The sequence below is a fragment of the Aeromonas sp. 2MA4 genome (assembly GCF_029237305.1).
Taxonomy (GTDB): domain Bacteria; phylum Pseudomonadota; class Gammaproteobacteria; order Enterobacterales; family Aeromonadaceae; genus Aeromonas; species Aeromonas salmonicida.
Map to the genome: position 1 here is coordinate 443,674 of NZ_JAACFY010000001.1, position 25,918 is coordinate 469,591.

Below are 25,918 nucleotides of genomic sequence, written 5' to 3' on the forward strand. Positions count from 1 at the left end.
ATGACCAGAGCAGGCTTGCCCGCGACACTTATGGCCGTTACCCGCAGACCGAATGCCAGTTGATGGGGCTCATCCCCTGTTGGGACAGCAGACGATTGGTCTCGGAGAAGTGGCCGCAACCGATAAAACCACGATGAGCCGAGAGCGGACTGGGGTGAGGCGCACTCAGCACATGGTGTCGGCTCCGGTCAATGAAGCGTCCCTTCTTCTGGGCATGGGCCCCCCACAGCAAAAAGACCACTCCCTGACAGCTGGCATTGATCTGCTCGATAACCCTGTCCGTGAAGGTCTCCCAACCCAGATGGGCGTGGGAGTGGGCCATGCCCGCCTGTACCGTCAGCACTGTATTGAGCAGCAAAACCCCTTGCTGGGCCCAGGATTCAAGAAAACCGTGGTTGGGTGTGACAAAGTCCGGCAGATCCCGCTGCATCTCTTTGTAGATATTGACCAGAGAGGGAGGCGTACGCACACCGGGCAGCACGGAGAAGCAGAGGCCATGGGCCTGATTTGGGCCGTGATACGGGTCTTGACCCAGGATCACCACCTTGACCTGATCCAGCTCGGTCAGCTTGAAGGCGTTGAACACCTCGGTCGCGGGGGGATAGATCACCTTGCCCGCTTCCCGCTCGCTCCTGACCGTCGCCAGGGTCGCCTTGAAATAGTCCTGCTCTTTTTCTGATCCAATCACATCTGTCCAGGTCCGCACCCCAATATCCTCAATTAATACGGCAAGGGGCTCAGGATAGGGGGCCAGACAGCAAGACGCAACCGTAGCGCCATCGTCTGAGCCCACCAAGCAAGGCAGCATCCTTGAGTGATAACACGCAGCAGGGGGCATCTCCCGGCCCCGGTATCGCAGGCCAGCGGCCACACTCGGTCACGCTTCCTCCCAGCGGGCTGTACAGCCCTTCTATATAGAAGAGAAGATCAATGGCTACAGGCCCCATTTCCAGCGTCATGGCTCCCTGACCCATACTGCCGATGAACCAAAAATCTATCCCTTCAAGAGAGAGCCGAGCGCCTTAATCACAGGGGAACACCCAATAAGATGTAGTTAAATTACTAGATTAAATTAATAAAAGATGCATAATTTGGATATCTTACATAATCAGAAAAATGATCTATTTTTGATTAATCTCAATGAATTAATCCCTTAACCCCTGCGCAAAACACACATTTCTTGATTCAGATCAATTTTCGTAATATTACCATCGTGGTATATATGACCCAACGAAGTAAAGGTGTAAGGCAAGGGCCCTTTAAGTCATCCAGGTGGTTTAAATACATCAGGGTAATTTCCTTACAGTTGAATCCGCTTTCCTATGAGGAGTCATACCATGATCAAGGGCATCCAAATCACCCAGTCCGCCAACACAGCTTTGCTGAACTCTTTCTGGCTGCTGGACGAAGAGAAGCAACAAGCGCGTTGCATCTGCGCCAAGGGCGACACCTTCGCCGCCGATCAGGAATTCAAACTCTCTGATCTGGGTCAGTTCGAATACCGTGAACTGCCGGTTCAAGCTGAACCTGCCGTAGAAGGTGGTCAGCACCTGAACGTCAACGTACTGCGCCGTGAAACCCTGGAAGACGCCATCGCCAATCCGGAAAAATATCCGCAGCTGACCATCCGTGTTTCCGGCTATGCCGTGCGCTTCAATGCACTGACCCCGGAACAGCAGCGTGACGTTGTGACCCGCACCTTTACCCAGAGCCTGTAATTCCCTCTGCGTGAATCTGCACACTGACAAACGGCCCACTCGGGCCGTTCTTGTTGGTACGCCATCACCTGTTGCCAGTAACAAAAAGGCCTCGCATCGCGAGGCCTTTTCCATATTTTCTGACTGGCGGGTGCCGCTATCAGGCGGAGGTATCGAGTGGCTCGAAGCCCTTGATGAGATCGTCGATCGCCTTCATCTGCTTGAGGAAGCCTTCCAGCTTGTCCAGCGGCAGGGCACTCGGGCCATCACAACGGGCCACTTTCGGGTCCGGATGGGATTCGATAAACAGACCGGCCAGACCAACCGCCATGCCGGCACGGGCCAGCTCGGTCACCTGATCCCGACGACCACCCGAAGCGGCCCCCAGCGGATCACGGCACTGCAATGAGTGGGTCACGTCGAAGATCACCGGATAGCCGCCCGTGCTCTTCTTCATCACGCCCAGACCCAGCATGTCCACCACCAGGTTGTCATAGCCAAAGTTGGCGCCACGCTCGCACAGGATCAGGCGGTCGTTGCCGCACTCCTCGAACTTGTCGGTGATGTTCTTCATCTGGCTCGGGCTCAGGAACTGCGGCTTCTTGATGTTGATGACGTTGCCGGTGCGGGCCATGGCCTCCACCAGATCGGTCTGGCGCGCCAGGAAGGCGGGCAGCTGAATGACGTCAACCACTTCGGCAACCGGCTTGGCCTGATGCACTTCATGCAGATCCGAGATGACCGGCATGCCGAAGGTCGCCTTGAGCTCCTGGAAGATCTTCATCCCCTCTTCCAGGCCAGGCCCCCGGTAGGAGTGAATGGAGGAGCGATTGGCCTTGTCCCAGCTCGCCTTGAACACAAAGGGGATGCCAAGCTTGCTGGTCACTTCCACGTACTTCTCACACACCGCCATCGCCATGTCGCGGGATTCCAGCACGTTCATGCCACCGAACAGCACGAACGGTTTGTCGTTGGCTACATCGATGTCATTGATCTTGATATTCTTCTGTTCCATCTCAGGCATCCTTAAAGTGAAGAGGCTGGGGCTTGCATCCAAGTCGGTCCGTTGCGCTCTGGGCACACCGGCCTTGATATTCTTCTGTTTCAGTTCCCAGGCATCACTCAAAGTGAAGAGGCTGGGGGCTGCATCCAGGTTGGTCCGTTGCGCCTGGGCACACCGGCCTTGATATTCTGCTGTTTCAGTTCCCAGGCATCCTTAAAGTGAAGAGGCTGGGGGCTTGCATCCAAGTTGGTCCGTTGCGCCCTGGGCACACCGGCCTTGATATTCTTCTGTTTCAGTTCCCAGGCATCCTTAATGTGAAGAGGCTGGGGGCTTGCATCCAAGTCGGTCCGTTGCGCTCTGGGCACACCGGCCTTGATATTCTTCTGTTTCAGTTCCCAGGCATCCTTAAAGTGAAGAGGCTGGGGGCTTGCATCCAAGTCGGTCCGTTGCGCCCTGGGCACAGCGGCCTTGATATTCTTCTGTTTCAGTTCCCAGGCATCCTTAAAGTGAAGAGGCTGGGGGGCATAATATTTCAGTTCCCGGGCATCCTTAATGAAGGGGCTTGGGGCTAAGATCAAGCGCGGCCAGTTGTACCTTGAGCACATCGGCCACCGGATCGTCCGGGCATTGTTCAATAAAGTATTCAAAATCGTCGGCGGCGAAACGCGGGCAGTCGAGCTGTTCATAGATGAACCCCCGATCCCGCGTCTCAAGGGGATCGCCCGGCTTCATACGCAGCAGCAGCTCACTGCAACGCAGGGCTTCGGTCATACGATCTTCCCGCAGCAGAGCACCTTTGCTGACGTTGAGCAGCCGTTCGATGATCTCCCACTGGCCCGAGGGTTGCAGGTGTTCAGGGGTCAGGGTGGCCAGATTGCCAAGGGCACCACGCAGCAACAACTCCATGTGGTGCAGGCTCAACTCGTCACCGGTGAAGGGGTCCACATAAACCTCGCCTTCGCTGCCGGCAAAGCTCACCAGGAAGTGACCGGGGAAGCAGATCCCCTCCACATCCAGCCCGAGCTTGCGGCCCAGCTGTATGATGAGAATGCCGAGGCTAACCGGTATGCCCCGCTTGGTGGCAAGGACCTGGGCGAGATCGGAGTTGGCGGCAGAAAAATAATCCTGCCAGTCGCCGTGAAAACCCAGGGTCTGGTAGAATCCCTGCAACAGCTGGCGGCGTACCTCGTCACAACTGCCCTCGGCAATCGCTTCGTCCAGCCAGGCATCGAGACGGGCCAGCTCGGCCTCACCGCGGCCACTGATGCCATGGATCTCGTCACTTACCGACAGCGCCAGCTCGGCGATGTCGTGGGCCTCGAAATCGGTCCATTCGTCTACACGTATCATCGTCATCATCCTTAACCGAACAGACTGGCCTGCTTGTATACGGCCAGTTTGGCGATAAAGAAGACCCAACCGATGGCGCCGAGGAAGGCAAACCAGCGGATACCGTTATTGCGAGCCAGTCGCAGCGCCATCATGGCCAAAAACGCCACCACCAGGATGGCGGTCAGCTTCTCACTGAGCCAGGGGGTGCCGTTGTTGAGTGGATTGAGATCCAGCACCATGCACAGCAGCACGCCGGAGAGCACCACCAGCCCGTTAAGCCAGCCGCTCACCTTCATGATCTGGCCGCTGTAGGCACGGCCGGAACCGGTCTGCACCCAGTAAAAACGCAGCATAAACATCAGCACGGCCGAGGCGATCAGTACCAGATGCAGATGTTTGAGAGCAAAATACATAACGTGTCCTTGAACAAAGGCAGGCTCAGGCCCGCCATTCACCATCAATGAGCCAGGCATCCCAGCGTTACCCGCTCGTTATCCCCGTAATCGCGCACGGTTTCCACCCGGCTGAACCCCTGTTGCAGCAGGAGTTGACGCACCGCCTCGCCCTGCTGCCAGCCATGCTCCAGCAAGAGCCAGCCACCAGGACACAGATGAGCAGGCGCACCGGCGACGATGAGGCGGATATCCGCCAGCCCCTGCTCGTCGGCGACCAGGGCTGAACGAGGTTCGAACCTCACATCCCCTTCATTCAGATGAGGGTCGGCACCGTCTATGTAGGGCGGATTGGAAACAATCATCGCAAAGCGTGGGGCCTGACTCAGGAGCGGATCGCAAAGCGGCTCAAACCAGCTGCCATCGCGCACCGTGATGGGCAACCCCAGCGCGGCGCTGTTGTCGCGCGCCAGTGCGGCCGCCTCCGGCATCCGATCCACCGCCCATACATCGGCATCGGGTCGCTCTGACTTGAGCGCCAATGCGATGGCCCCCGTGCCAGTGCCCAGATCCAGCAGGGCGCAGGGCGCCTGATCCAGCAGGGCGCAGGGCGCCTGATCCGGCGAGGCTGGTCTGGGGGGCAGCCGTGCCAGCGCCTGTTCCACCAGCACCTCGGTATCAGGGCGCGGGATCAGGGTAGCCGGGCTCACCTTGAGCGGCAGCGACCAGAACTCCCGTTCCCCCACCAGATGGGCGATGGGTTCGCCTGCCAGCCGACGAGTGAGCCACCCTTGCAGCCTGTCTTGCTGGGCCGCATCCAGCTCGCGCTCCGGCCAGGTCATCAGATAACTGCGCCGGCAATCGAGCAGATGGCAGAGCAGCACGTCGGCGTCGGCGCGGGGGGACTCCCCCCCGGCCAGGGTCGCCATTATGTGGGCGCGGGCCTGCTGGATCTGCATCAACGGCGCGCCATCGCCGTGACGGCGATATCTGCACAAACGGGCTGCATCAGCTGTTTTCCGCCAGGGAGGCGAGCTGATCGGCCTGATATTCCTGGATCATGGGGCTGATGATGCAGTCCAGATCCCCCTCCATGATCTCGCCAAGGCGATAGAGGGTGAGGTTGATGCGGTGCTCCGACAGGCGACCCTGCGGATAGTTGTAGGTGCGGATACGCTCGGAGCGATCACCGGAACCCACCAGGTTGCGACGGGTGCTCTGCTCGGCCGCGCGGTGGCGCTCATCCTCTGCCGCCTGCAGACGGGCAGACAGCACGGACATCGCCTTGGCGCGGTTCTTGTGCTGGGAACGCTCATCCTGACACTCCACCACCAGGCCGGTCGGCAGGTGGGTGATGCGGATGGCGGAATCCGTCTTGTTGACGTGCTGACCACCGGCCCCGGAGGCGCGGAAGGTATCTATCTTCAGGTCGTTCGCATTGATCTCGATCTGCTCGGCTTCCGGCACTTCCGGCAGCACGGCGACGGTACAGGCGGAGGTGTGCACCCGGCCCTGGGATTCGGTCTCGGGCACTCGCTGCACCCTGTGGCCACCGGATTCAAACTTGAGGCGACCATAGACGTGCTCGCCATCCACCTTGGCGATCACCTCCTTGTAGCCACCGTGCTCGCCGTCGTTGCAGCTGACGATGGAGATACGCCAGCCCTGACGCTCGGCGTAACGGGAATACATGCGAAACAGGTCACCGGCAAAAATGGCCGCCTCGTCACCACCGGCACCGGCACGGATCTCCAGGTAACAGTTGTTGTCATCCTTGGGATCCCGGGGCAGCAGCATCACCTGCAGCGCCTGCTCCTGCTCCTCCAGCGTGCTCTTGGCCAGCGGCAACTCCTCCTGCGCCATCTCGCGCAGGTCGGCATCCTCCTCTTCCAGCATCAGCTTGGTGGCTTCCAGGTTCTCTTCGGCCTGGCGGAAGCGCTGGAAGGCATGAACGATATCTTCCAGCTGGGCATATTCCCGGGTCAGGGCGCGGTAGCGATCCTGATCCGAGGCCACCCCGGGCTCGCCGAGCATGGCCTGTACTTCTTCGTGGCGCTCGATGAGGCCTTCCAGCTTTCTGATCAGTGACGGATTCATAAATCTTGTTTTCTCGATGGAGGAAGGGGCCGCCAGCTGGCCACCCCGAACAATTACTCTTGTGGTAATCCCAGCACCTGACGCAGGCGGGACAACTGATGGTGATCCCCCTGGGCCGCCGCCTGGCGCAAGGCCTGGGTCGGTGCGTGGATCAACTTGTTGGTGAGGCGGTGTGCCATGGCCTTGAGGGCCTGTTCGGCATTCTCGCCCTGTTGCAGGGACAGCAAGGCACGCTGCAACTCCTCATCGGCCACCTGCTGGGCCTGATGACGATAATCGCGGATGAGATCCACCGAATGCTGGCTGCGATACCAGCCCATGAACTCATCGCGCTCTTCCAGCACGATAATCTCCGCCTCGGCAGCGGCCCTTTTACGGGTCTCCAGGTTCTGCTCTATGATGCCCTGCAGGTCATCAACCGTGTAGAGATAGGCATCTGAGAGCTCGTCCACCTCGGCCTCGATATCCCGCGGTACGGCGATATCCACCAGAAACATGGGCTTGAAACGGCGGGCCTTGAGGGCGCGCTCCACCATGCCCTTGCCGATGATGGGCAAGGGGCTGGCGGTGGAGCTGATGACAATGTCAGCCTCGTGCAGGTAATCCGGGATCTCTTCGAGCGTCATCACCTGGGCACCGAACTCTTCGGCCAGCAATTGAGCACGCTGCAGGGTGCGGTTCGCCACCATCATGCGGGTGACGTTCTGCTCGCGCAGATGGCGGGCCACCAGCTCTATGGTCTCGCCGGCACCGACCAGCAGCACTTTGGTCTGGGAGAGATCGGAGAAGATGCGTCGCCCCAGACTGACGGCAGCAAAGGCCACCGAGACGGCGCTGGCGCCAATCTCGGTATCGGTGCGCACGCGCTTGGCCACGGAGAAGGACTTCTGGAACAGGCGCTCCAGCGAGCCTTTCACCGCTTCGGACTGCTGGGCATGGGCATAGGATTGCTTGATCTGCCCCAGGATCTGCGGCTCACCCAGCACCAGAGAGTCAAGGCCGCAGGCTACCCGCATCAGATGACGCACCGCCTCTTCGTCCTGATGCTGGTAAATGGCGGATACCACTTCGGCCGCATCCAGGCCATGGAAACGTTGCAGCCAGTGCAGCACCTGCTCTCCCTGCCCCTTTTCCAGGCTGCAGTAAAGCTCGGTGCGGTTGCAGGTCGAGACGATCACCGCCTCGCTTACGCCGGGTTGGGTGACCAGCTCACGCAAGGCGCGATCGATGCAGTCCGGGCCGAACGCGACCCGCTCCCGCAAGGCGACACTGGCGGTGTTGTGGTTGATTCCGAGGGCAAGCAAACTCATGAGTGGGCGACGATCATTTCATACACTGGGTGCAAAGGCTGCCAATTGTACGAGAAAGGGTAAGTCTTTAAAAGCAATACGGCCGCCCCGTATACTGTGGCAAATCCCCTCATCTGGAGCATGACCTTGTTCTTGCGTCTTTTCACCTTTGGCTGCCTGCTGTTGCTGGCCGGCTGTACCACCACCCAGCCCCAGCGGGATCAGGTCAACTGGCAGAAAGAGCGGACTCGTCTCGAGCAGCTCAGCCATTGGCAGCTGTCTGGCAAGATGGCCATCATCACAGCCCAGCAGAAGGGCAGCGCCCGGGTCAACTGGCAGCAAAATGGCGACGACTATCGCCTCAACCTAACCAGCCTGATCGGTACCCACATTCTGGAGCTCTCCCGCAGCAAGGGCGAGATCACCCTGATCGACAACGAGGGCAACCCGCACCAAAGCCAGGATGCCGAGGCACTCATCTATCAGCTCACTGGCTGGAACATTCCGGTGCAGGGGCTGCCGGAGTGGATCAAGGGACTGCCGGGCAAGGCCGAATTCGAGCTCAATCCCGACAGCAGCCTGGCCAGTGTGCGTGACGGCCAGTGGCAGATTGTCTATGGCGACTATCGGGATCAGGACGGCTATCGCCTGCCCCACCTGCTGACCATGACGGGCCAGGGCAGTCGCCTCAAGTTGCAGATCAACCAATGGACGCTTGCACGCTGATGGCTGCGACTGACAAGGAGCCAAGAATGGCCACCATTCGCTGGCCGGCACCGGCCAAACTCAACCTCTTCCTGCATGTCAATGGCCGTCGTCCGGACGGCTATCACGAGCTGCAGACCCTGTTCATCTTTCTGGACCACGGCGACTGGCTCGAATTCGAGCCGCTGCCGGACACGAACCAGCTCACCTTGAGCCCGGCCATTCCCGGCGTGCCCGATGAGCAGAACCTCATCATCCGCGCCGCCCGCCTGCTGCAGGCGCGGTTGCCCAGCCCGCAGGGGGCCCATATCCGGCTGGAGAAGCTGCTGCCCATGGGCGGTGGTATCGGCGGTGGGTCTTCGGATGCAGCCACCACGCTCGTGGCGCTCAATCACCTCTGGCAGGCAGGCTTGGGCGAAGATGAACTGGCGGAACTTGGCGTTCAGCTGGGGGCCGATGTGCCGGTGTTTGTGCGCGGACGAGCCGCCTTTGCAGAAGGGGTGGGCGAGCGACTGCAACCGGTCGAATTGCCAGGCGCCTGGTATCTGGTGCTCAAGCCCGATTGCCACGTGGCAACGGCCGCCGTGTTCCAGGATCCGGACCTGCCCAGAGCGACCCCGAAAATGGCATTTCATAACTTGCTGGAGGGGGAGTGGAAAAACGATTGCGAATTGCTGGTGAAAAAGCGCCACCCCGAGGTTGCCAATGCGCTCGGCTGGTTGCTAGAATACGCGCCGTCAAGAATGACGGGCACAGGAGCCTGCGTCTTTGCTCAATTTGAAGACGAAAAGGCTGCTCGGGAAGTGTTGGCAAAGGTGCCGGAAAGATGGGATGGGTTTGTCGCCAAGGGCGAGAACATATCACCACTATTCGTGACATTGCAACAAATCAGTGATTGGGGTATCGCCAAGCGGTAAGGCAGCGGGTTTTGATCTCGCCATTCCTAGGTTCGAATCCTAGTACCCCAGCCATTCTCTTTGGTGATTGATACGGGTGCATCGATTGACTGGCCGCAGCGAAACTTGAAAGAGCGCAATCTCGTCAAGCTGGTCTGCCGCCAACAGGGTGCCCCGGGTTAATCGCGAAGAGGTCATCGGCCTCGTTGATGACGGGCTGTCCAAACGCGACAGCCATCCGATTTGAAACATGTAACGATATGCACCTAGCCTGAAAGCGGCCTATAGTGGCCTGACCCGTCAACTTGATAAATCGTTTGCCCCAAAACGATACGGGTCTGAATCAGACTCCCCACATACTGGATGCAACCCCGAGGTTTCAAACCGTGCCTGACATGAAGCTGTTTGCTGGTAACGCAACGCCGGAACTAGCCCAGAAGATCGCAGATCGCCTGTTTATCAAACTCGGCAATGCTGCCGTAGGTCGCTTTAGCGACGGCGAGATCAGCGTACAGATCAATGAGAATGTACGTGGTGGCGATATCTTCATCATTCAATCCACCTGTGCCCCGACCAACGACAATTTGATGGAATTGATCGTCATGGTGGATGCTCTGCGTCGTGCTTCAGCTGGCCGTATCACTGCCGTTATCCCCTACTTTGGTTATGCCCGTCAGGACCGCCGCGTCCGCTCCGCCCGTGTTCCCATCACCGCCAAGGTTGTCGCCGACTTCCTCTCCAGCGTGGGTGTGGACCGTGTGCTGACCGTTGACCTGCATGCCGAACAGATCCAGGGCTTCTTCGACGTCCCGGTCGACAACGTGTTCGGCAGCCCTGTGCTGCTGGAAGACATGAAGTCCAAAAACCTCGAATCCCCTGTCGTCGTATCGCCGGACATCGGTGGTGTGGTGCGCGCTCGTGCCATCGCCAAGCTGCTGGACGATACCGACATCGCCATCATCGACAAACGTCGTCCCCGCCCGAACGTCTCCCAGGTCATGCACCTGATCGGTGACGTCGCCGGCCGCGACTGCATTATCGTCGATGACATGATCGACACCGGCGGCACTCTGTGCAAAGCGGCAGAAGCCCTGAAAGAGCGCGGCGCCAAGCGTGTATTCGCCTACGCCACTCACCCGGTCTTCTCCGGTTCTGCCGTGGAAAACATCAAGAACTCCGTGATCGACGAGCTGATCATCACCGACTCCATCCCGCTCACAGCCGAGATGAAGGCGGTGGACAAGGTCAAGCAGCTGACTCTGTCAACCGTGCTGGCCGAAGCCATTCGTCGTATCAGCAACGAAGAGTCCATCTCTGCCATGTTTGAGCATTGATAGACACTGTTGTGACAAAAACCGCCAACTGGCGGTTTTTGTCTTTCTAGCCCTGTCACACCCGGTATTGCCCTGCCCCACCGCAGGTTAAGGATTGATCCATGAATCGCTTGCGCCCGCTGCTGCTCCTTGCCTGCTGCAGCTTCCTGTTCGCCTGTCAGCCCGGCAAAGAAAACCAGCCTTTCGCACTGACCCTGGCGCACATGAACGACACTCACTCCCAGTTTGACCCGGTCAACGCCGAGCTGAAGGGACCCATCTTTGGCAAGCAGGGGGAAACCGACACCCTCTACACCCGTTTTGGCGGCTATCCGCGCCTGCTCACCATGGTGAAATCCTATCAGGCCGAGGCGCTCGCCAAGAATCAGCCACTGTTGCTGCTGCACGGCGGCGATGCCTGGCAGGGCAGCGGTTACTTCAAACTCAACGAGGGGATGGCCAACGCCGAGCTGCTGAGCCAGTTCGGTCTCGATGCCATGGCGCTGGGCAACCACGAGTTCGATCTCGACAACCAGAAGCTGGCCCGCTTCATCGAGGGGGTCAACTTCCCTCTGCTGGCCGCCAACCTGGACACCCGTGACGATCCGGCGCTGCGCCACGCGACCAACCTCAAGCCGTTCGTGGTCTATGCCTTCGATGGCAACCAGAAGAGTCCGGTTACCGATCTCAACAAGCTGCCCCAGGGCAAGCAACTGGTGGCCGTGATGGGACTGGTGCTGGAGGACATGGCCAATATCTCCCCCAACGTCGGCAAACTGCGTTTTGGCAAGGAGGTTGAATCGGCCCAGAGCACAGTGGACATGCTGCGCAAGAAGGGGATCCATCACGTCATCGCCCTGACCCACATCGGCAATGAGCGGGATCTGGCGCTGGCGTCCAGAGTGAATGGCATTGATGCTATCGTCGGCGGCCACTCCCACAGCCTGCTCGGCGATTTTACCAACATAGGTTGGGGCAAGACCGGCGAATACGCCCAGCTGGTGACCAATCCGGACGGCGTTGGCCTGACCTGCGTGGTGCAGGCTGGCTCCTACGCCCAGGCCATCGGCCTGGCCCGGGTCAGCTTCGACGCCCAGGGCCGGGTCATTGGTTGCAAGGGTCAAAACAAGCTGCTGGCCAGCCGCGACTTCTTCGCCGACCCTGCCCGCCAGCAGGCGCTGGACAAGGCGAGTGGCAAACAGGCAAGCAAGTTTGTCGATGCCCAACCCAACCTGGTGACGGTGGATGAAGACCCGCGCCTGCGCGGCATCATCGACAGTCACTACAAGCCGGCACTGGAGCAGGCCTTTGGCCCCGTTATCGCCACTGTGCCGGCACCGCTGCAAAATGCCCGCCGCCCCGGTGACAATGGCAGCGACAGCCACGGCTCAGACGTCGCCCCCCTGGTGGCCGAAGGCCAATACTACTGGGCCAACACCCAGGCGGTGCAGGCCCTGACCGGTGGCCCGGTTCACTTTGCGTTGCTGGCAGTGGGCGGCGTGCGCGCCGACTTGCCCGCAGGAGAACTGCGCGAAGGGGATGCGGCGCTCACCCTGCTGCCATTCAAAAACCAGTTATCCGTGTTGACCCTGAGCGGCGCGGACGTGCGTGCCCTGCTGACCGAGACCATCACGGCCACCCTGCCTGCCAGCGCCCATGCCGGCAAGTTCCCCTACGGCGGTCACCTTCGCTACACCTTCACCGAAACCGAAGCGGGCAAGCGTGGCGACCTGACCCAGCTGCAATGGCAGACGACCGAAGGACAGTGGCAGGACTTGGCCGACAACCAGCGCTATCGAGTGGTGATGAACGCCTACAGCGCCAACGGCAACGACGGCTGGCAGGCGCTGGCCCGCGCCCAGGCCCTGCGGGCCGATCGGCTGGATCTCGCCTGGGTGGATGGCAAGCTGACCGGTTTCCCCGTCGAGAAAGTGGAGCAAAGCGGCGATCAGTTGAACGCCCGTTATGCCCATGGTCAAACGCTCGATTGCCAGGCCAGGGCCGTCAATTGCGGTACGGATGCGGCTTCCTTCGTGCAATACGTGCGAGAGCAGCGACCGACTCTGACGGCACTGAGTGAACCGACCGTCACGCTACTGCGGGCCGAATAAGGCTCCCCCGGGTAATACTGACCAGAACGGGCCTCGAGAAGAGGCCCGTTTTGCGGCCATTCGCGACCCGAACCAGGGTTATTCCCTCACGGTTGCCGAGCTTTGGTTGAGTGATCGCCAGTCGGCGGCTAGAATATCGCGTCCCATTGCCTTGGGCGGTCTGCCCATTGCAAGTAGCGAGTGAAGACATCAAGCGTGACAAACCAAATCAAACTGATCGTGGGTCTGGGCAATCCCGGCCCTGAGTACGCCAAGACCCGCCACAACGCGGGCGCTTGGTATGTGGAGCAACTGGCTCGCTGGCACAATGTCAGCCTGCGCGAAGAACCCAAGTTCTTCGGCCACACGGCTCGCATTCAGGTGGAAGGGCAGGATGTGCGTCTGCTCATCCCGAACACCTACATGAATCTCTCCGGCAAGGCAGTGGCCGCACTGGCCCGTTTCTACCAGATAGAGCCGGAAGCCATGCTGGTGGCCCACGATGAACTGGACCTGCCCCCCGGCATCGCCAAGTTCAAGCAGGGCGGCGGCCATGGCGGTCACAACGGTCTGAAAGACATCATTGCCAGGATGGGCAATAACAATAATTTCTTCCGGCTGCGTCTCGGGATTGGCCACCCTGGCGCCAAGGAGCTGGTGGCCGGGTTCGTGCTGACCAAGGCCCCGAGCAGCGAACAGAACCTGATCGACGCCGCACTGGATGAATCCTTGCGCGCCACCGACATACTGTTCAAACAAGACATGACCAAGGCCATGAACCGCTTGCACAGCTTCAAGGCCGAGAAAGTCTGAACAGGGTTTGATGGGTGACGTCAGGGGTGAAGTCTACCTGCGCCATCGACAGACTGTTCAAACACGCTATGACCAAGGCCATGAACCGCTTGCACAGCGTCAAGGCCGGCAAGTATATAAACTGGATGCGCCTGCGTCCCTCACAGCATCTATCAAGTAAGGTAACAATCCATGGGTTTTAAATGCGGTATCGTGGGCCTGCCCAATGTAGGTAAATCCACCCTGTTCAATGCGCTGACCAAGGCCGGCATCGAAGCCGCCAACTTCCCGTTCTGCACCATTGAGCCGAACACGGGTGTGGTTCCCATGCCGGATCCCCGTCTCGACCAGCTGGCGGCCATCATCAATCCCCAGCGCGTCGTGCCGACCACCATGGAATTCGTGGACATCGCAGGTCTGGTTGCCGGTGCCTCCAAGGGCGAAGGTCTGGGTAACCAGTTCCTGGCCAATATCCGTGAAACCGAAGCCATCGGCCACGTGGTGCGCTGCTTCGATGACGACAACATAGTTCACGTTGCCGGCAAGGTTTCCCCGGCCGACGATATCGAAGTGATCAACACCGAGTTGGCCCTGTCGGATCTGGACGCCTGCGAGCGTGCCATTCATCGCCAGTCCAAGCGCGCCAAGGGCGGTGACAAGGATGCCAAGCTGGAAGTGGAAACCCTGGAGAAGATCCGGGTCGCACTGGAAAACGGTCAGATGATCCGTGGCATGAAGCTGGACAAGGATGAACTGGAGGCCGTGAGCCACCTCAATTTCCTGACCCTCAAGCCCACCATGTATATCGCCAACGTGGCAGAAGACGGTTTTGACAACAACCCCTACCTCGACAAGGTGCGTGAAATCGCCGCCGCCGAGAACGCGGTTGTCGTAGTGGTCTGCTGCGCCATCGAATCGGACATCGCCGAGCTCGATGACGAAGACCGCGCCGAATTCATGGCAGATCTTGGCATCGAAGAGCCGGGCCTGAACCGGGTGATCCGCTCCGGTTACGAGCTGCTCAAGCTGCAGACCTACTTCACCGCCGGGGTGAAAGAAGTGCGTGCCTGGACCATACCGGTTGGCGCCACTGCACCGCAAGCCGCTGGCAAGATCCACACCGACTTTGAAAAAGGCTTTATTCGCGCTCAAACCATCGCCTTCGAAGACTTTATCACCTACAAGGGTGAACAAGGCGCCAAGGAAGCGGGCAAGATGCGCGCAGAAGGGAAAGACTACATCGTCAAAGATGGCGACGTACTGAACTTCCTGTTCAACGTCTAATCCCATGAGAGGCCAGCATTTGCTGGCCTCTTTTCTATCTGTACTTGTCGGGCATCTTCCGGCAAATGTCGTAAAAAAAACCAGATTGTTGGGCTTTTGCACGACAGCGACCAATAACTCGCCAAACGCACCCAAATTCGGTTTTTCTGACAAAAAAAGGGTTGACGCCCCAGAGCCAGATACGCATAATTCGGCCCGCACAGTGACGAGGCAACGACTCACTGGAAGCACGGTTGGCTATGTAGCTCAGTTGGTTAGAGCATCGCACTCATAATGCGAGGGTCACAGGTTCGAATCCCGTCATAGCCACCACTATTTCTGAAGTTGGGGTATCGCCAAGCGGTAAGGCAGCGGGTTTTGATCTCGCCATTCCTAGGTTCGAATCCTAGTACCCCAGCCATTTTTAAAGGTGTTTGATAGTCTTTGTCAGGCATCACTGTTGGGGTATCGCCAAGCGGTAAGGCAGCGGGTTTTGATCTCGCCATTCCTAGGTTCGAATCCTAGTACCCCAGCCATTTTTAAAGGTGTTTGATAGTTTTTGTCAGACATCACTGTTGGGGTATCGCCAAGCGGTAAGGCAGCGGGTTTTGATCTCGCCATTCCTAGGTTCGAATCCTAGTACCCCAGCCATTTTCACCCGTCATCGACCTATCGATGATTTGTTGTGGTAAGCGTGAGAGATTTTGATCTCGTCAACGTGCCTAGGTCCAAACCCTAGTATCGCAGCCATTTTTATACGTCATCGACTTGTCGATGATTTGCTGTGGTAAACGTGAGGGATTTTTATCTCGTCAACGTGCCTAGGTCCAACCCCTAGTACCCAGCCATTTTTACTTGTATTTGACTCGCGTCGAGCACAAGACGGCTATGTAGCTCAGTTGGTTAGAGCATCGCACTCATAATGCGAGGGTCACAGGTTCGAATCCCGTCATAGCCACCATTAATTTTTCTGTTGGGGTATCGCCAAGCGGTAAGGCAGCGGGTTTTGATCTCGCCATTCCTAGGTTCGAATCCTAGTACCCCAGCCATTTTTACCCGTCATCGACCTGTCGATGATTTGCTGTGGTAAGCGTGAGAGACTTTGATCTCGTCAACGTGCCTAGGTCCAAACCCTAGTACCCAGCTATTCTTACTTGTATTTGACTCACGTCGAGCACAAGACGGCTATGTAGCTCAGTTGGTTAGAGCATCGCACTCATAATGCGAGGGTCACAGGTTCGAATCCCGTCATAGCCACCATTAATACTGCGGAAGTGGCGAAATTGGTAGACGCACCAGATTTAGGTTCTGGCGCCGCAAGGTGTGAGAGTTCGAGTCTCTCCTTCCGCACCATTAATACCAGTACCAAACAAACCAGCTCATGCTGGTTTTTTTGTACCTGTTTTTCACCAGGCAGCCCTTGTCATCCCTTGCTCAGCTCACACCACAGCCCTGCTCAACCGCGGTTGCCCCTCCCTGTATTCGCGACAGCCCAATAAAAAGCGGCTCGCAAGCCGCTTGTCTCTTTGCCCTGATAACCACAGGTCAGAACGGGAAGAACCAGGGGATGGCGATGACGCTCACCACCATCACCAGCAGGGTGAAGGGCACGCCAATGCGCACGAAATCCATGAACTTGTAATTGCCAGGCCCGAGCACCAGGGTATTGACCGGCGACGAGACTGGCGTCATGAAGGCCGCCGAGGCCGCGATGGCAATGGTCATGGCAAATGGATAGGGTGACACGCCCATCTGCTGGGCCGTGCCGAGCGCTATGGGCGCCATCAGTACTGCCGTGGCAGTGTTGGAAATAAACAGCCCAATCAGGGCGCACAGGGCAAACAGGCTGGCCAGCATCACCCGTGGGCCCATCTCACCTACGGCTGCAATCAGACCACCGACAATCAGGTCCACCCCGCCGGTCTTCTGCAGCGCCAGGGCAAAGGGCAGCATGCCAACGATGAGGATCAGGGTTGGCCAGTGGATGGACTTGTAGGCGCTCTCCATATCGATGCAGCGAAATTGTCCCATCAGCAGGCAGGCAATCAAGGCCGCTACGACGTTGGGCACGGGATCCGTTACCATCAGCACCACCATGACCCCGAGACAGATCAGGGCGTGGATGGCCTGACTGCGGGCTGGCGCCATCTCGTCCACCTCGGCGGGCAGCCCAAGCAGCAGGAAGTCACGGTTATGGGTGTGCAGCAAGCGGATCAGGCTCCAGTTCCCCACCACCAGCAGGCTGTCCCCCATCAGCAGGGGATCGTCCACCAGCTTGCCGGTCAGCGCCTCGCCGTTGCGGCGGATCCCGACCACGCTCAGGCCATAGTGGGAGCGAAACGCCACCTCACGAATGCTTTTGCCCAGCAGGCGAGAGCCGGGAATGAGCGACACCTCGGCCATGCCGACCTCCCGCGCCTGATCGGAGAAATACTCACCGCGCAGTATCATGGGTTCGAGCCGAGCCTCGCTGCAAAACTCGCGAATATCCACCTCGGGATCGGACATATCGATCAGCAGCACATCCCTGGCCTGGAACTCGGTAACGCCGGAGACGGTGACCATTACCCGCCGGAACTTGCGCCAGCGCTCCACCCCTATGACGTTGGCACCATAACGGGCGCGCAGTTGCAACTCGTCCAACGTATGGCCAATCAGGGGGGAATCCGGGCGCAATGCCAGGCGGCGAGCCCGCCCGGTCAGGCGGTAATCACGGATGAGCTCCCGCATGGTACTGCGTCCTGCCGGCTTGCCTTTGCCCTCCTCCCCTTCACACACCAGGGAGCCCCGCATCAGCAGCATGTAGAGGATCCCCATCGCCAGCACTATGACCCCCATGGGGGAGAAGTCGAAGAAGCCGAAGCCGGGTATGTCGTGGCGCATCAGCTCACTGTTGACCACCATGTTGGGCGGGGTCGCCACCAGCGTCATCATGCCACTGATGAGGCCGGCAAAGGCGAGTGGCATCATCAGCCTGCCCGCCGGTATCCCCATGCGGTTCGCCACGCTCAGCACCACAGGAATGAAGATGGCCACCACCCCTGTGCTGCTCATCACGGCCCCCAGCAGGGAGACAGCCACCATCAACAGCACCAGCATGCGGATCTCGCTGCTGCCCGCCACCTTCACCAGCATATCCCCCACCTGATAGGCGATGCCGGTACGGACCAGCCCCTCCCCCACCACGAACAGGGCGGCGATCAGAATGACGTTGGGATCGCTGAATCCCGCCAGCGCCTCCGGCAGTGTTAGGGTGCCGCTCAGCACAAACAGTATGATGATCAACAGGGCAACCACGTCCATGCGTACCTTGTTGGTCATAAACAGATAGATGGCTCCCACCAGCATGCAGAGGACCCAGATCAGTTCGGCATTCACACTCGCTCCTTTCGTTCATCTCCGCCATTGCACCAGGGGGCAACCACGGACTCCATCAGACCACAGCTTATTCTGCCCCGATTTGTTACATATCAATAAAGGGGAGGAGCATCATCGCATATCCCGCCCCCCACGCGGTTCGTAAAAGGGTGCGCCGTCGTCACACTTCTTTGACCCATTCTTTGATGTGGCTCAGGCCGGGGCGGACAAAAGTCCTGCGGCCGACACCGCGCAGCCCCTAGAATAGGCCCGTTCCGATCACCTCCCTTTTTTCAAATTTTCAAAGGAAACGAAAATGAGCATATTCGAGTGGTTCAGCATCAATCACACCCTGGTGACCATACCGCTGGGCGGCGGTTACGCCATGTCGTGGATTGAAGCCATCGGCACCCTGTTTGGCCTGGCCTGCATCTGGTTTGCCAGTCAGGAGAAAACCATCAACTACCTGTTCGGCCTTATCAACGTCAGTCTGTTTGCCATCATCTTCTTCCAGATCCAGCTCTACGGCCTGCTGATGCTGCAGCTCTTTTTCTTCTGTGCCAACCTCTACGGCTGGTACGCCTGGACTCGGCCCGCCAACGATCAGGGGGACACACTGCAAGTCCGCTGGCTGAGCAAGTCCAAGCTGATGGTGACCGCTGCCCTGAGCGTGCTGGCCATTGCCCTGCTGACCCGCTATATCGACCCTGTGTTCGCCGCGCTGGCGCGCACTTCTGTCTCCCTGCTCAACCTGCTGGGCACTAATCTCGCAACCCCTGAGCCCTCCCCCGATGCCTTCCCGTTCTGGGATGCCAGCATGACGGTGCTCTCCGTGGTCGCCCAGATCCTGATGACCCGCAAATACGTGGAGAACTGGATCCTCTGGGTTGTCATCAACATCATCAGCATCGGCGTCTATGCCGCCCAGGGCGTCTATGCCATGTCGCTGGAGTACCTGATCCTGCTGTTTATTGCCGCCAACGGTACCCGCCTCTGGATGCTTGCGGCTAAACGCCAACGGCAGGAAGTGATCGCATGAGCCTGCTGCCCCACCTGCAATGCCGCCCGGATCAGATTGCCGAGCGGGTGGTTTTGTGCGGCGACCCGGCCCGGGTCGATCGCATCGCAAACCAGCTGGCGTCGTGTGACGTACTGGGCCAGCACCGGGAGTTTCGCCTGATCAACGGCCGTTATCAGGGACTGCCCATCACAGTCTGCAGCACAGGCATAGGCGGCGCGTCGGCCATCATAGCGCTGGAGGAGCTGGTGCAAGCCGGCGCCCGAGCATTGGTCAGGGTCGGCTCGGCGGGAGCCTTGCAACATGAGATAGCACTGGGAGATCTCATCGTGGTGGAAGGGGCCGTGCGCCACGATGGCGCCTCACAAGCCTATCTGCCCCCCGAGTACCCCGCCTGCGCCGACATTCGCCTGCAGGCAGCCCTGCTCGACCACATCGCCGCCAGCGGCCTGCCCCATTGGCACGGTCTGGTGCGATCCCACGACAGCTTCTACCGGGATGACGAGCTGGCGGTGTGCCGCTACTGGCACGAGCGCGGCCTGCTGGGGGCCGACATGGAGACAGCCTCCCTGCTCACAGTGGGTCGCCTGCGCAAGGTGCGGGTCGCCGCCGTGCTCTGCAACGTGGTGGCATTCGAGCAGGACGTGCAGCAGGGCGTGGGTGACTACGCCTGCGCCGAGCAGGCCATGATGACAGGCGAGCGACTGGCCATCGCCGCCGCGCTCCATGCCCTGGTGCAGTAAGCCAGGCTCATCCTGACCCCTTCAGGGGCTGGTACCGCAGCAGCCCCTGACAAAACGTTAAGCCCGGCACATTCAATGGCACGGGCGCTGGTATCCGGCCCGCGCTCTTGCTAGCCTCATGGCCCTCGTTTCCCCCGCGGGCTTCTCATGCAGCAACAACCCTATCCTCTCGGCCGCTTTCACGCCGAACTCAGCCAGCAAGAACCCGAATTTGCCAGGGCGCTCGAGGAGTGCAGCCTGTTCCTGCGCCGCTACCTGCCGGGCGAACCCATCATGCGGCAGGGGGAGCAGAGCGAGTGCCTCTATCTGGTGGAGACGGGCCGGGTCTCCCTCAACAGTACTGTGCACTCGGGGCGCACCTTTCAACTCGGCGAAATAGCCTGCCACAACCAGATCTTCGGCGAGATGGAGTTCTTCAGTGCCACCCCGGTGCAGTGGAGCGTGGTGGCCGAGACCGAGCTGGATGCCAGCGTCATCTGTGCGCACAAGCTGGCCCAGCGGCTGCTGGCAGAACCCGGCCTGGCACTCTTCTTCGCCGCGGCCCTGGCCAGTGATTATCTCGATACCCTGGACATCACCACCAGCCGCTTGCTGCATCCCATCGCCTACAACATTGCTTATGAGCTATGGCGCGAGCGCCAGCGCACTCCCATGCTGGGTTCGCGCAAGCGGGCTCATGAAGCGGCGCGCTTTGGCACCACGGAGCGGGTCTATCGCCGCGCCCTCAAGGAGCTGATCGAGCAGGGGATTGTCTGCGAAGGGGCCGAGGGGCCCGCCATCGCCGATCTGGCCAAACTGCGCGCCTACCTCAACCTTTAACTGCTATCAAAGAGACATCCCCATGCATTCCCAATCCTACCCAGAGTTCACCTTCTTCAGCCGCTTCGTGACCGATATTCAGGCTGGCCGCAAGACCATCACCATTCGCGACGAGAGCGAAGCCCGGTGGCAACCGGGCCAGCGACTGGCACTCTTTACCAACCCCGAGCACCAGCCGTTCGGCACCATTGAGGTACTGTCGGTCACGTCGGTCGCCTTTGATGCCCTCAACGACGAACACGCCCGCCAGGAGAACATGACCCTGGCGGAGCTAAAACAGGTGATCCGGGATATCTACCCTGAACTCCCGCCACTCTATGTAATTGAATTCAAACTGCTTGCCTGATTGATGACCCGAGTCCGATTTGGCCTTGGCCGAGCAATATGCTAATAGTGTCCACTTTGCATCCTGGAGGAGCCAAACGTGTTTGAGATAGCGAGCCTGAAAGAGGCGATGATGCACGGGGTCGAGCTGTTCCAGCTGCTGCTGGAGATCATCTCCATCGCCTGCGTGGTCATTGGCCTTGGCAAGACCCTCTGGCTGGCAGCGCGGGTTCGGGATCACCAGCCCGGCTTTCCGCGGATCCGGCTCTGTTTTGGCAGCTGGCTTATTCTGGCGCTGGAGTTCCAGCTCGCCGCCGACATCCTGGCCACCACTGTCGCGCCGAGCAAGGAGGAGCTGATCCGTCTCACCATCATTGCGGTGATCCGCACCTTCCTGAACTACTTCCTCGGCAAGGAGCTGGAGGCACAGGCTGAGCGCCAGCAGGCTGAACAGGTCACGGCCAACCGATAATCCTTTCCCATCATCGGTATTGAAGGCGCCGCCATTCCTGCCACGCATGTGGCAAGGGAGGGCCGCGCTATGACCCTCCCCTCATTTTTGACAATCAGTCAATTATGGAACCCTTTTCAGACGTTCCCACGCCCTGCCCTACGCATCTGAAAACACCTAGAATGGGGTCATCTCTCTGTGCCCGGCCTGACCCATGACCCCTCTCGATAACTGTGTGATTTACCAGATCTACCCCATGAGCTTTCAGGACAGTAACGGCGATGGCATGGGGGATATCAATGGCATTTGCCAGCGCCTCGACTATCTGGCCGAGCTTGGGGTCGACATGCTCTGGCTTACCCCTGTCTATTGCTCCCCCAAACGGGACAACGGCTATGACGTGGCTGATTATCGCCACATAGACCCGGCGTTCGGCACCCTGGCCGACATGGAGCAGCTGATTGCGAAGGCTGCCGAACACGGCATGGGCATCATGATGGACATAGTCGCCAACCATACTTCCACCGAACATGAGTGGTTTGTACGGGCACTGGCCGGGGACGCCCGCTATCAGGCCTATTACGTTTTTCGGGATAAAGCCTTCGTCGATGCCCATCCGGTGGAGTCCATCTTCGGCGGCAGCGGCTGGCAATACGTGCCAGCGCTCGACAGCTACTATCTGCACAACTTCGATGTGAGCCAGGCCGATCTCGACTGGGACAACCCGGCGGTGCGCGCCGAGATGGTTGAAGTGATCAACTTCTGGCTGGCCAAGGGCATAAAGGGGTTCCGCTTCGATGTGATCGACATGGTGAGCAAGGAATGGTCGCCCCTTGCCATGAGCAACGGCCCCCGCCTGCACGACCATATCCGCGAGCTCAACGGCGCCAGCTTCGGCAACAAGGGGATCATCACGGTCGGGGAAACCTGGGGGGCGGATCTCGCTCATATGCAGCACTATTCGAACCCGAATGGCAGCGAATTCAGCATGGTGTTCAACTTCGAACACCTGGGGCTGGGGCAGGACAAGTGGTCGTCGCATTTTGCCCCCCTCACCTTCAAGCGGGCCATGGCTCGCCACCAGCAGGGGCTGCACGGCCGGGGCTGGAACAGCCTGTTTCTCGGCAATCACGACCTGCCCCGCGCCGTCTCCCGCTTTGGCGACGACAGGCCCGAGTGGCGCGAGCTGAGTGGCAAGCTGTGGGCCATGGTGCTGCACATGATGCAGGGCACTCCCTTCATCTATCAGGGGGAGGAGCTCGGCATGACCAATCGCCACTGGCAAACCGATGAGTTGCGCGATGTGGAGGCCATCCACTACTGTGCCAGCCAGGCGGAGCTGGATCCCGCCGAGCTGAGCCGCCGTATCGATGCGATTGGCCGCGACAACGCCCGCACCCCGATGCAGTGGGATGCGAGCCGACATGCGGGCTTCAGCACGGCCACCCCCTGGATCGCGGTCAACGAGAACCACGTAGAGATCAATGCCGCCGGGCAACTGGCCCGCACCGACTCCCTGTTTCACCACTATCGCCAGCTGATTGCATTGCGCAAGGCCCACCCTGTCATTCGTCATGGCGACTTCGAGCTGCTGGATGGGGATGATCCACAGCGCATCAGCTACCGCCGTCGGTGGCGGGATCCTGCCACCGGCGAGACCCACACCCTGTTGCTGCTCGCCAATCTCACCGCTGGCACCTTGCCCATGCCCCATCTTGACCTGGTGGAGAGGGGGGCCACCCTGCTGATGGGCAACTATCCGGACGCGCCCACGACTCACTTTGCTCCCTATCAGGCCACCGTCTGGCTGATGCAGGCATAAGCGGGTGAGTGACAGGCGGCGCTTCGGGGCCGGCACATGGCCTCCCCGCTTGTGTTGGCTCCCAATATCCGTCTCGTTTATCGCCGCCAATACATGACCAGATCCTGACCCCGTTATTTCCCTGTATTGTTCTCCTCCCTATTGACCCGCACCATTTATCTTTAATCACTTAAAAACTTCGTATTTCCAGACGGGTGGCGACCAGTCTGAAATATAAAAACCGATCTCTTTATAGATAACAGATACACCACAACACGTTGTTTACAATGAAGTAATAATGAATGGAAGTCTATTGGATGGTTATTTACAGGATGTATTTTGTGCTGTTTAGTCAGGGTTAAAAGTCAATTCAAATCTGCGGCCTTGTTATTCCGAGCCTGAACCTTATGGTTTCCATCCGGCGCGAGGAGATCCTCGCTCTGCGCCAACATGCAGTTCAGGCTCGCGGGATAATTATCCCGCCATAACAAAAGGTAATCACCATGCGTAAAACCGGAGTGGCGCTCGCCATCTCGACCCTCTTCTGGCTCAATTCAGCCACGGCAACCCCCATCATATTCCCGGACGACCCGCTGGCCAGCCATGGACCAGAGACGCCCGCCCTCGCTCGCACCTTCCAGCTGGCGCAGGACGATCTGGGCAACCGGATCCACCAGCTCCACCTGCCCCTCCAGACCGAACCGGAACTGGTGGCGGAGCTGGAGCAGATCGGCAGGGAGCAGGGGTTTTCGGTCAGCAGCCACGCTGACATGTACACCTGGACCGAGGACAACATGTGGCTGTCGCGCGATGGTGCCCTCATCTTCCGCCCCCGGGCGCCGCTGGCCGACAAGGATAGCTACCACGTCTTCGTCACCGCCCTGACCGAGCAGAGCCCGCAGGCCGAACAGGAGGGCCACCACAGCCTCGGCAGCCAGGCCTCCCAGGGGCTCAACGACAGCATGCTCTCCCAGGCCAACACCTTCGCCGAGGCGCAGGGGAGCGAGCTCATCCCCACCTTTTCCATAATAGATGGCGGCAACATGCTGACCGGCCAGCGAGCCGACGGCATCCCCTATGCCCTGATCGGCCGCGATGCCCTGCTGCAGACCACCCTGCACCACAGCCGGCTGGACAGTGAGCGCATCGCCGCCCTGCAGGAGAAGATGGAGCGCGACGGCGAGTTTCGGCTGCACCTGAACGAAGAGGAGTGGCTGGGCAGCCCCTATACCTTCCAGAAGGGTCATGACACCGAGGTGGACCTCATCCTGCTGGAGGCGGCCAACCTGTTGCCGCAGGGGCTGGATGAGCCGCAGCGCCACGCCTTTGCCAAAACCGCGCGTGCCAAGGCCGAGCTCGCCAAGTACGAAGTGGATGGGTCAACCCGGGAGGCGGCGGAGCAGCGGATGTTTCTGAGCCCGCAGCAGGGCGCCCTCATCGCCGAGCGCTATCGCGCGCTCCATGGCCAGGCGCTGCCGGCCTCCTTCAATCTGCTGGCTCAGCTGAAACAGGACTACGCCAGCCTGGTGGTGACCGCCGATCTCCACTCTGGTTTTGCTGATGACCAGATAGAGAACGAGCTGCAAACGCTTCAGGCCGATGCTGTCACCCTGACCCGGCTGGGACGCATGCTGCAAGCCGGCGGCTACCAACGCAAGGAGTTGGCAGGCGCTGAGCTGGATGAGCAGACCCGCCGTTTCCTCGCCATGATGGCCATCAGCCAGCGCCTGATGGCGCAGGAGCTCAAGGTGGCCGAGCGCGACCTGGTGATCCTGGCACAACCCGGTTTTCACCTCGACATGGCCATGCGCCCGCTGGCCGATGGCCGCATCCTGTTCAACGACCCTGCAGCCAGCGGGGCGCTGATCCAGCAGGTACTGACCAATAATGGCAGCCTGAGCGACAGCGAACGCCAGGGCCTCACCGAGACGCTCACCAGCCTGAAACAACAGGCCGAGCGCTGGCACAAGATCCATGCCCTCATCCGGCAGCAGCTGACCGACGCCGGTCTGACCCCCATCGCCACCCCGGGCGCCTTCAGCGTGAACAAGCGGGCGGTGAACTGGATGAACGGCATCATGGGCACGGCGCAGCAACCCTTCTACATCACCAACGCCGCCAGCATAGCCCCCCTGAATCAGGCCTTCGGCGCCTGGTTGAAACGCGAGGTGCCCGAGCTGACCACCTACTTCGTGGGTCAGACAGCGAGCAGCACGCGGGCGGGATTTAACCAGGCGGAGGCTCTGCTCTGGGGCAGCGGTGGCCTGGATTGCATCACCTTGCACCACGAGTAATGAGCGCTTGAGCCAAATGTTCAACCGACGGTCATTTGACTCGCAGGCGGGTTCTGTGTACTTTGCGACCAGAATTTTTGTTGGACCGCTTTTCCATGTTGTACATCCTGTTCAAATGCTCTGTCAGGAGGCTGTGCTCCGTGCACTAACACGATGAAGTGTTGCCCGGAGCCATTCCTCTTCTGAATCTTCATCAGCTGCGTGCATGCCCTCTCACAGGGAGGCTGCCCCGCATCTGATGA

The 25,918-nt window shown here is 59.5% G+C and carries 22 protein-coding genes and 9 tRNA genes; 23 read left to right on the top strand and 8 right to left on the bottom strand.

The window, feature by feature from the left end:
* Positions 1-37 precede the first annotated feature (37 nt).
* Positions 38-706, bottom strand: a complete 669-nt coding sequence (ung, locus tag GWQ31_RS02030; protein WP_005316980.1) for a uracil-DNA glycosylase — start codon at positions 704-706, stop codon at positions 38-40.
* A 631-nt stretch (positions 707-1,337) separates the two neighbouring features.
* Here ung and grcA point away from each other — a divergent pair.
* Positions 1,338-1,718, top strand: a complete 381-nt coding sequence (grcA, locus tag GWQ31_RS02035) for an autonomous glycyl radical cofactor GrcA (protein ID WP_275908514.1) — start codon at positions 1,338-1,340, stop codon at positions 1,716-1,718.
* Positions 1,719-1,857: 139 nt separating this feature from the next.
* Here grcA and kdsA read toward each other — a convergent pair whose 3' ends face one another.
* The 6 genes from kdsA to hemA all read right to left on the bottom strand — a co-directional run bounded on the left by kdsA (position 1,858) and on the right by hemA (position 7,831).
* Positions 1,858-2,712: a 3-deoxy-8-phosphooctulonate synthase gene (kdsA, locus tag GWQ31_RS02040; protein ID WP_021140059.1), complete on the bottom strand. Its 855-nt coding sequence runs from the start codon at positions 2,710-2,712 to the stop codon at positions 1,858-1,860.
* Positions 2,713-3,249: 537 nt separating this feature from the next.
* The gene (locus tag GWQ31_RS02045) at positions 3,250-4,050 is read right to left on the bottom strand and encodes a tetratricopeptide repeat protein (protein ID WP_021140058.1); all 801 of its coding nucleotides are present in this window, start codon (positions 4,048-4,050) and stop codon (positions 3,250-3,252) included.
* An 11-nt stretch (positions 4,051-4,061) separates the two neighbouring features.
* Entirely contained in the window at positions 4,062-4,445 is a 384-nt protein-coding gene (locus GWQ31_RS02050) for a SirB2 family protein (RefSeq protein WP_021140057.1), read from the bottom strand.
* Positions 4,446-4,489: 44 nt separating this feature from the next.
* Positions 4,490-5,383 carry a peptide chain release factor N(5)-glutamine methyltransferase gene (gene prmC / locus GWQ31_RS02055; protein WP_275908565.1) on the bottom strand — a complete coding sequence of 298 codons (894 nt, stop codon included), beginning with the start codon at positions 5,381-5,383 and terminating at the stop codon, positions 4,490-4,492.
* 49 nt (positions 5,384-5,432) lie between these two features.
* Positions 5,433-6,521, bottom strand: a complete 1,089-nt coding sequence (gene prfA, locus GWQ31_RS02060) for a peptide chain release factor 1 (protein ID WP_275908515.1) — start codon at positions 6,519-6,521, stop codon at positions 5,433-5,435.
* A gap of 53 nt (positions 6,522-6,574) precedes the next feature.
* Positions 6,575-7,831 carry a glutamyl-tRNA reductase gene (hemA, locus tag GWQ31_RS02065; RefSeq protein ID WP_005317012.1) on the bottom strand — a complete coding sequence of 419 codons (1,257 nt, stop codon included), beginning with the start codon at positions 7,829-7,831 and terminating at the stop codon, positions 6,575-6,577.
* A 120-nt stretch (positions 7,832-7,951) separates the two neighbouring features.
* On the opposite strand from hemA, the gene lolB reads away from it, so the two are divergent.
* The 15 genes from lolB (at position 7,952) to GWQ31_RS02140 (ending at position 16,222) form a co-directional block, all read left to right on the top strand.
* Positions 7,952-8,536 carry a lipoprotein insertase outer membrane protein LolB gene (gene lolB, locus GWQ31_RS02070; protein ID WP_275908516.1) on the top strand — a complete coding sequence of 195 codons (585 nt, stop codon included), beginning with the start codon at positions 7,952-7,954 and terminating at the stop codon, positions 8,534-8,536.
* A 26-nt stretch (positions 8,537-8,562) separates the two neighbouring features.
* Positions 8,563-9,432, top strand: coding sequence for a 4-(cytidine 5'-diphospho)-2-C-methyl-D-erythritol kinase (ispE, locus tag GWQ31_RS02075; RefSeq protein WP_111587389.1), 870 nt, complete (start codon positions 8,563-8,565; stop codon positions 9,430-9,432).
* Positions 9,412-9,486 (top strand) — tRNA-Gln (locus GWQ31_RS02080). Before ispE ends, GWQ31_RS02080 begins: the two co-directional genes overlap by 21 nt.
* A 311-nt stretch (positions 9,487-9,797) precedes the next feature.
* Positions 9,798-10,745: a ribose-phosphate pyrophosphokinase gene (locus GWQ31_RS02085; protein WP_005317019.1), complete on the top strand. Its 948-nt coding sequence runs from the start codon at positions 9,798-9,800 to the stop codon at positions 10,743-10,745.
* A 101-nt stretch (positions 10,746-10,846) separates the two neighbouring features.
* Positions 10,847-12,835, top strand: coding sequence for a bifunctional metallophosphatase/5'-nucleotidase (locus GWQ31_RS02090; RefSeq protein ID WP_275908517.1), 1,989 nt, complete (start codon positions 10,847-10,849; stop codon positions 12,833-12,835).
* 195 nt (positions 12,836-13,030) lie between these two features.
* Positions 13,031-13,627, top strand: coding sequence for an aminoacyl-tRNA hydrolase (gene pth, locus GWQ31_RS02095; RefSeq protein WP_021140052.1), 597 nt, complete (start codon positions 13,031-13,033; stop codon positions 13,625-13,627).
* Positions 13,628-13,798: 171 nt separating this feature from the next.
* Complete coding sequence (ychF, locus tag GWQ31_RS02100; RefSeq protein ID WP_017412588.1) at positions 13,799-14,890, top strand: redox-regulated ATPase YchF; 1,092 nt, start codon at positions 13,799-13,801, stop codon at positions 14,888-14,890.
* Positions 14,891-15,125: 235 nt separating this feature from the next.
* Positions 15,126-15,202, top strand: a tRNA-Met gene (locus GWQ31_RS02105).
* Positions 15,203-15,215: 13 nt separating this feature from the next.
* Positions 15,216-15,290 (top strand) — tRNA-Gln (locus GWQ31_RS02110).
* A gap of 40 nt (positions 15,291-15,330) precedes the next feature.
* A tRNA-Gln gene (locus tag GWQ31_RS02115) sits at positions 15,331-15,405 on the top strand.
* A 40-nt stretch (positions 15,406-15,445) separates the two neighbouring features.
* Positions 15,446-15,520: transfer RNA gene (locus GWQ31_RS02120), tRNA-Gln, on the top strand.
* Positions 15,521-15,753: 233 nt separating this feature from the next.
* Positions 15,754-15,830 (top strand) — tRNA-Met (locus tag GWQ31_RS02125).
* 13 nt (positions 15,831-15,843) lie between these two features.
* Positions 15,844-15,918: transfer RNA gene (locus GWQ31_RS02130), tRNA-Gln, on the top strand.
* A gap of 134 nt (positions 15,919-16,052) precedes the next feature.
* A tRNA-Met gene (locus GWQ31_RS02135) sits at positions 16,053-16,129 on the top strand.
* Between the two features lie 8 nt (positions 16,130-16,137).
* A tRNA-Leu gene (locus GWQ31_RS02140) sits at positions 16,138-16,222 on the top strand.
* Between the two features lie 192 nt (positions 16,223-16,414).
* Here GWQ31_RS02140 and GWQ31_RS02145 read toward each other — a convergent pair.
* Positions 16,415-18,247 (bottom strand): SLC13 family permease, encoded by a 1,833-nt coding sequence (locus GWQ31_RS02145; protein ID WP_275908518.1) that lies wholly within the window; start codon positions 18,245-18,247, stop codon positions 16,415-16,417.
* Positions 18,248-18,542: 295 nt separating this feature from the next.
* On the opposite strand from GWQ31_RS02145, the gene pnuC reads away from it, so the two are divergent.
* From pnuC to GWQ31_RS02180, 7 genes are all read left to right on the top strand, one after another.
* Positions 18,543-19,265 (top strand): nicotinamide riboside transporter PnuC, encoded by a 723-nt coding sequence (gene pnuC / locus GWQ31_RS02150; RefSeq protein ID WP_265422677.1) that lies wholly within the window; start codon positions 18,543-18,545, stop codon positions 19,263-19,265.
* Positions 19,262-19,987 (top strand): nucleoside phosphorylase, encoded by a 726-nt coding sequence (locus GWQ31_RS02155; protein ID WP_159166951.1) that lies wholly within the window; start codon positions 19,262-19,264, stop codon positions 19,985-19,987. Before pnuC ends, GWQ31_RS02155 begins: the two co-directional genes overlap by 4 nt.
* A 147-nt stretch (positions 19,988-20,134) precedes the next feature.
* On the top strand, positions 20,135-20,806 hold the full coding sequence (locus GWQ31_RS02160) for a cyclic nucleotide-binding domain-containing protein (RefSeq protein ID WP_275908519.1): 672 nt from the start codon (positions 20,135-20,137) through the stop codon (positions 20,804-20,806).
* Positions 20,807-20,828: 22 nt separating this feature from the next.
* Positions 20,829-21,152: a N(4)-acetylcytidine aminohydrolase gene (gene yqfB, locus GWQ31_RS02165; RefSeq protein ID WP_058393835.1), complete on the top strand. Its 324-nt coding sequence runs from the start codon at positions 20,829-20,831 to the stop codon at positions 21,150-21,152.
* Positions 21,153-21,230: 78 nt separating this feature from the next.
* Positions 21,231-21,602, top strand: coding sequence for a DUF1622 domain-containing protein (locus GWQ31_RS02170; protein ID WP_275908520.1), 372 nt, complete (start codon positions 21,231-21,233; stop codon positions 21,600-21,602).
* Positions 21,603-21,795: 193 nt separating this feature from the next.
* Entirely contained in the window at positions 21,796-23,403 is a 1,608-nt protein-coding gene (locus GWQ31_RS02175; protein ID WP_275908521.1) for an alpha-glucosidase, read from the top strand.
* Positions 23,404-23,885: 482 nt separating this feature from the next.
* Positions 23,886-25,676, top strand: a complete 1,791-nt coding sequence (locus GWQ31_RS02180; protein ID WP_275908522.1) for a hypothetical protein — start codon at positions 23,886-23,888, stop codon at positions 25,674-25,676.
* The last annotated feature ends 242 nt before the right edge of the window (positions 25,677-25,918 follow it).

What these genes read in the sequence shown, in the direction of transcription:
- GWQ31_RS02090 (WP_275908517.1), top strand. Translation starts at nt 10,847, where the DNA reads ATGAATCGCTTGCGCCCGCTGCTGCTCCTTGCCTGCTGCAGCTTCCTG.
- prfA (WP_275908515.1), bottom strand. Translation starts at nt 6,521, where the DNA reads ATGAATCCGTCACTGATCAGAAAGCTGGAAGGCCTCATCGAGCGCCAC.
- prmC (WP_275908565.1), bottom strand. Translation starts at nt 5,383, where the DNA reads ATGCAGATCCAGCAGGCCCGCGCCCACATAATGGCGACCCTGGCCGGG.
- ispE (WP_111587389.1), top strand. Translation starts at nt 8,563, where the DNA reads ATGGCCACCATTCGCTGGCCGGCACCGGCCAAACTCAACCTCTTCCTG.
- GWQ31_RS02160 (WP_275908519.1), top strand. Translation starts at nt 20,135, where the DNA reads ATGCAGCAACAACCCTATCCTCTCGGCCGCTTTCACGCCGAACTCAGC.
- lolB (WP_275908516.1), top strand. Translation starts at nt 7,952, where the DNA reads ATGACCTTGTTCTTGCGTCTTTTCACCTTTGGCTGCCTGCTGTTGCTG.
- ychF (WP_017412588.1), top strand. Translation starts at nt 13,799, where the DNA reads ATGGGTTTTAAATGCGGTATCGTGGGCCTGCCCAATGTAGGTAAATCC.
- kdsA (WP_021140059.1), bottom strand. Translation starts at nt 2,712, where the DNA reads ATGGAACAGAAGAATATCAAGATCAATGACATCGATGTAGCCAACGAC.
- GWQ31_RS02045 (WP_021140058.1), bottom strand. Translation starts at nt 4,050, where the DNA reads ATGATACGTGTAGACGAATGGACCGATTTCGAGGCCCACGACATCGCC.
- grcA (WP_275908514.1), top strand. Translation starts at nt 1,338, where the DNA reads ATGATCAAGGGCATCCAAATCACCCAGTCCGCCAACACAGCTTTGCTG.
- GWQ31_RS02180 (WP_275908522.1), top strand. Translation starts at nt 23,886, where the DNA reads ATGCGTAAAACCGGAGTGGCGCTCGCCATCTCGACCCTCTTCTGGCTC.
- pnuC (WP_265422677.1), top strand. Translation starts at nt 18,543, where the DNA reads ATGAGCATATTCGAGTGGTTCAGCATCAATCACACCCTGGTGACCATA.
- GWQ31_RS02155 (WP_159166951.1), top strand. Translation starts at nt 19,262, where the DNA reads ATGAGCCTGCTGCCCCACCTGCAATGCCGCCCGGATCAGATTGCCGAG.
- yqfB (WP_058393835.1), top strand. Translation starts at nt 20,829, where the DNA reads ATGCATTCCCAATCCTACCCAGAGTTCACCTTCTTCAGCCGCTTCGTG.
- GWQ31_RS02175 (WP_275908521.1), top strand. Translation starts at nt 21,796, where the DNA reads ATGACCCCTCTCGATAACTGTGTGATTTACCAGATCTACCCCATGAGC.
- hemA (WP_005317012.1), bottom strand. Translation starts at nt 7,831, where the DNA reads ATGAGTTTGCTTGCCCTCGGAATCAACCACAACACCGCCAGTGTCGCC.
- GWQ31_RS02050 (WP_021140057.1), bottom strand. Translation starts at nt 4,445, where the DNA reads ATGTATTTTGCTCTCAAACATCTGCATCTGGTACTGATCGCCTCGGCC.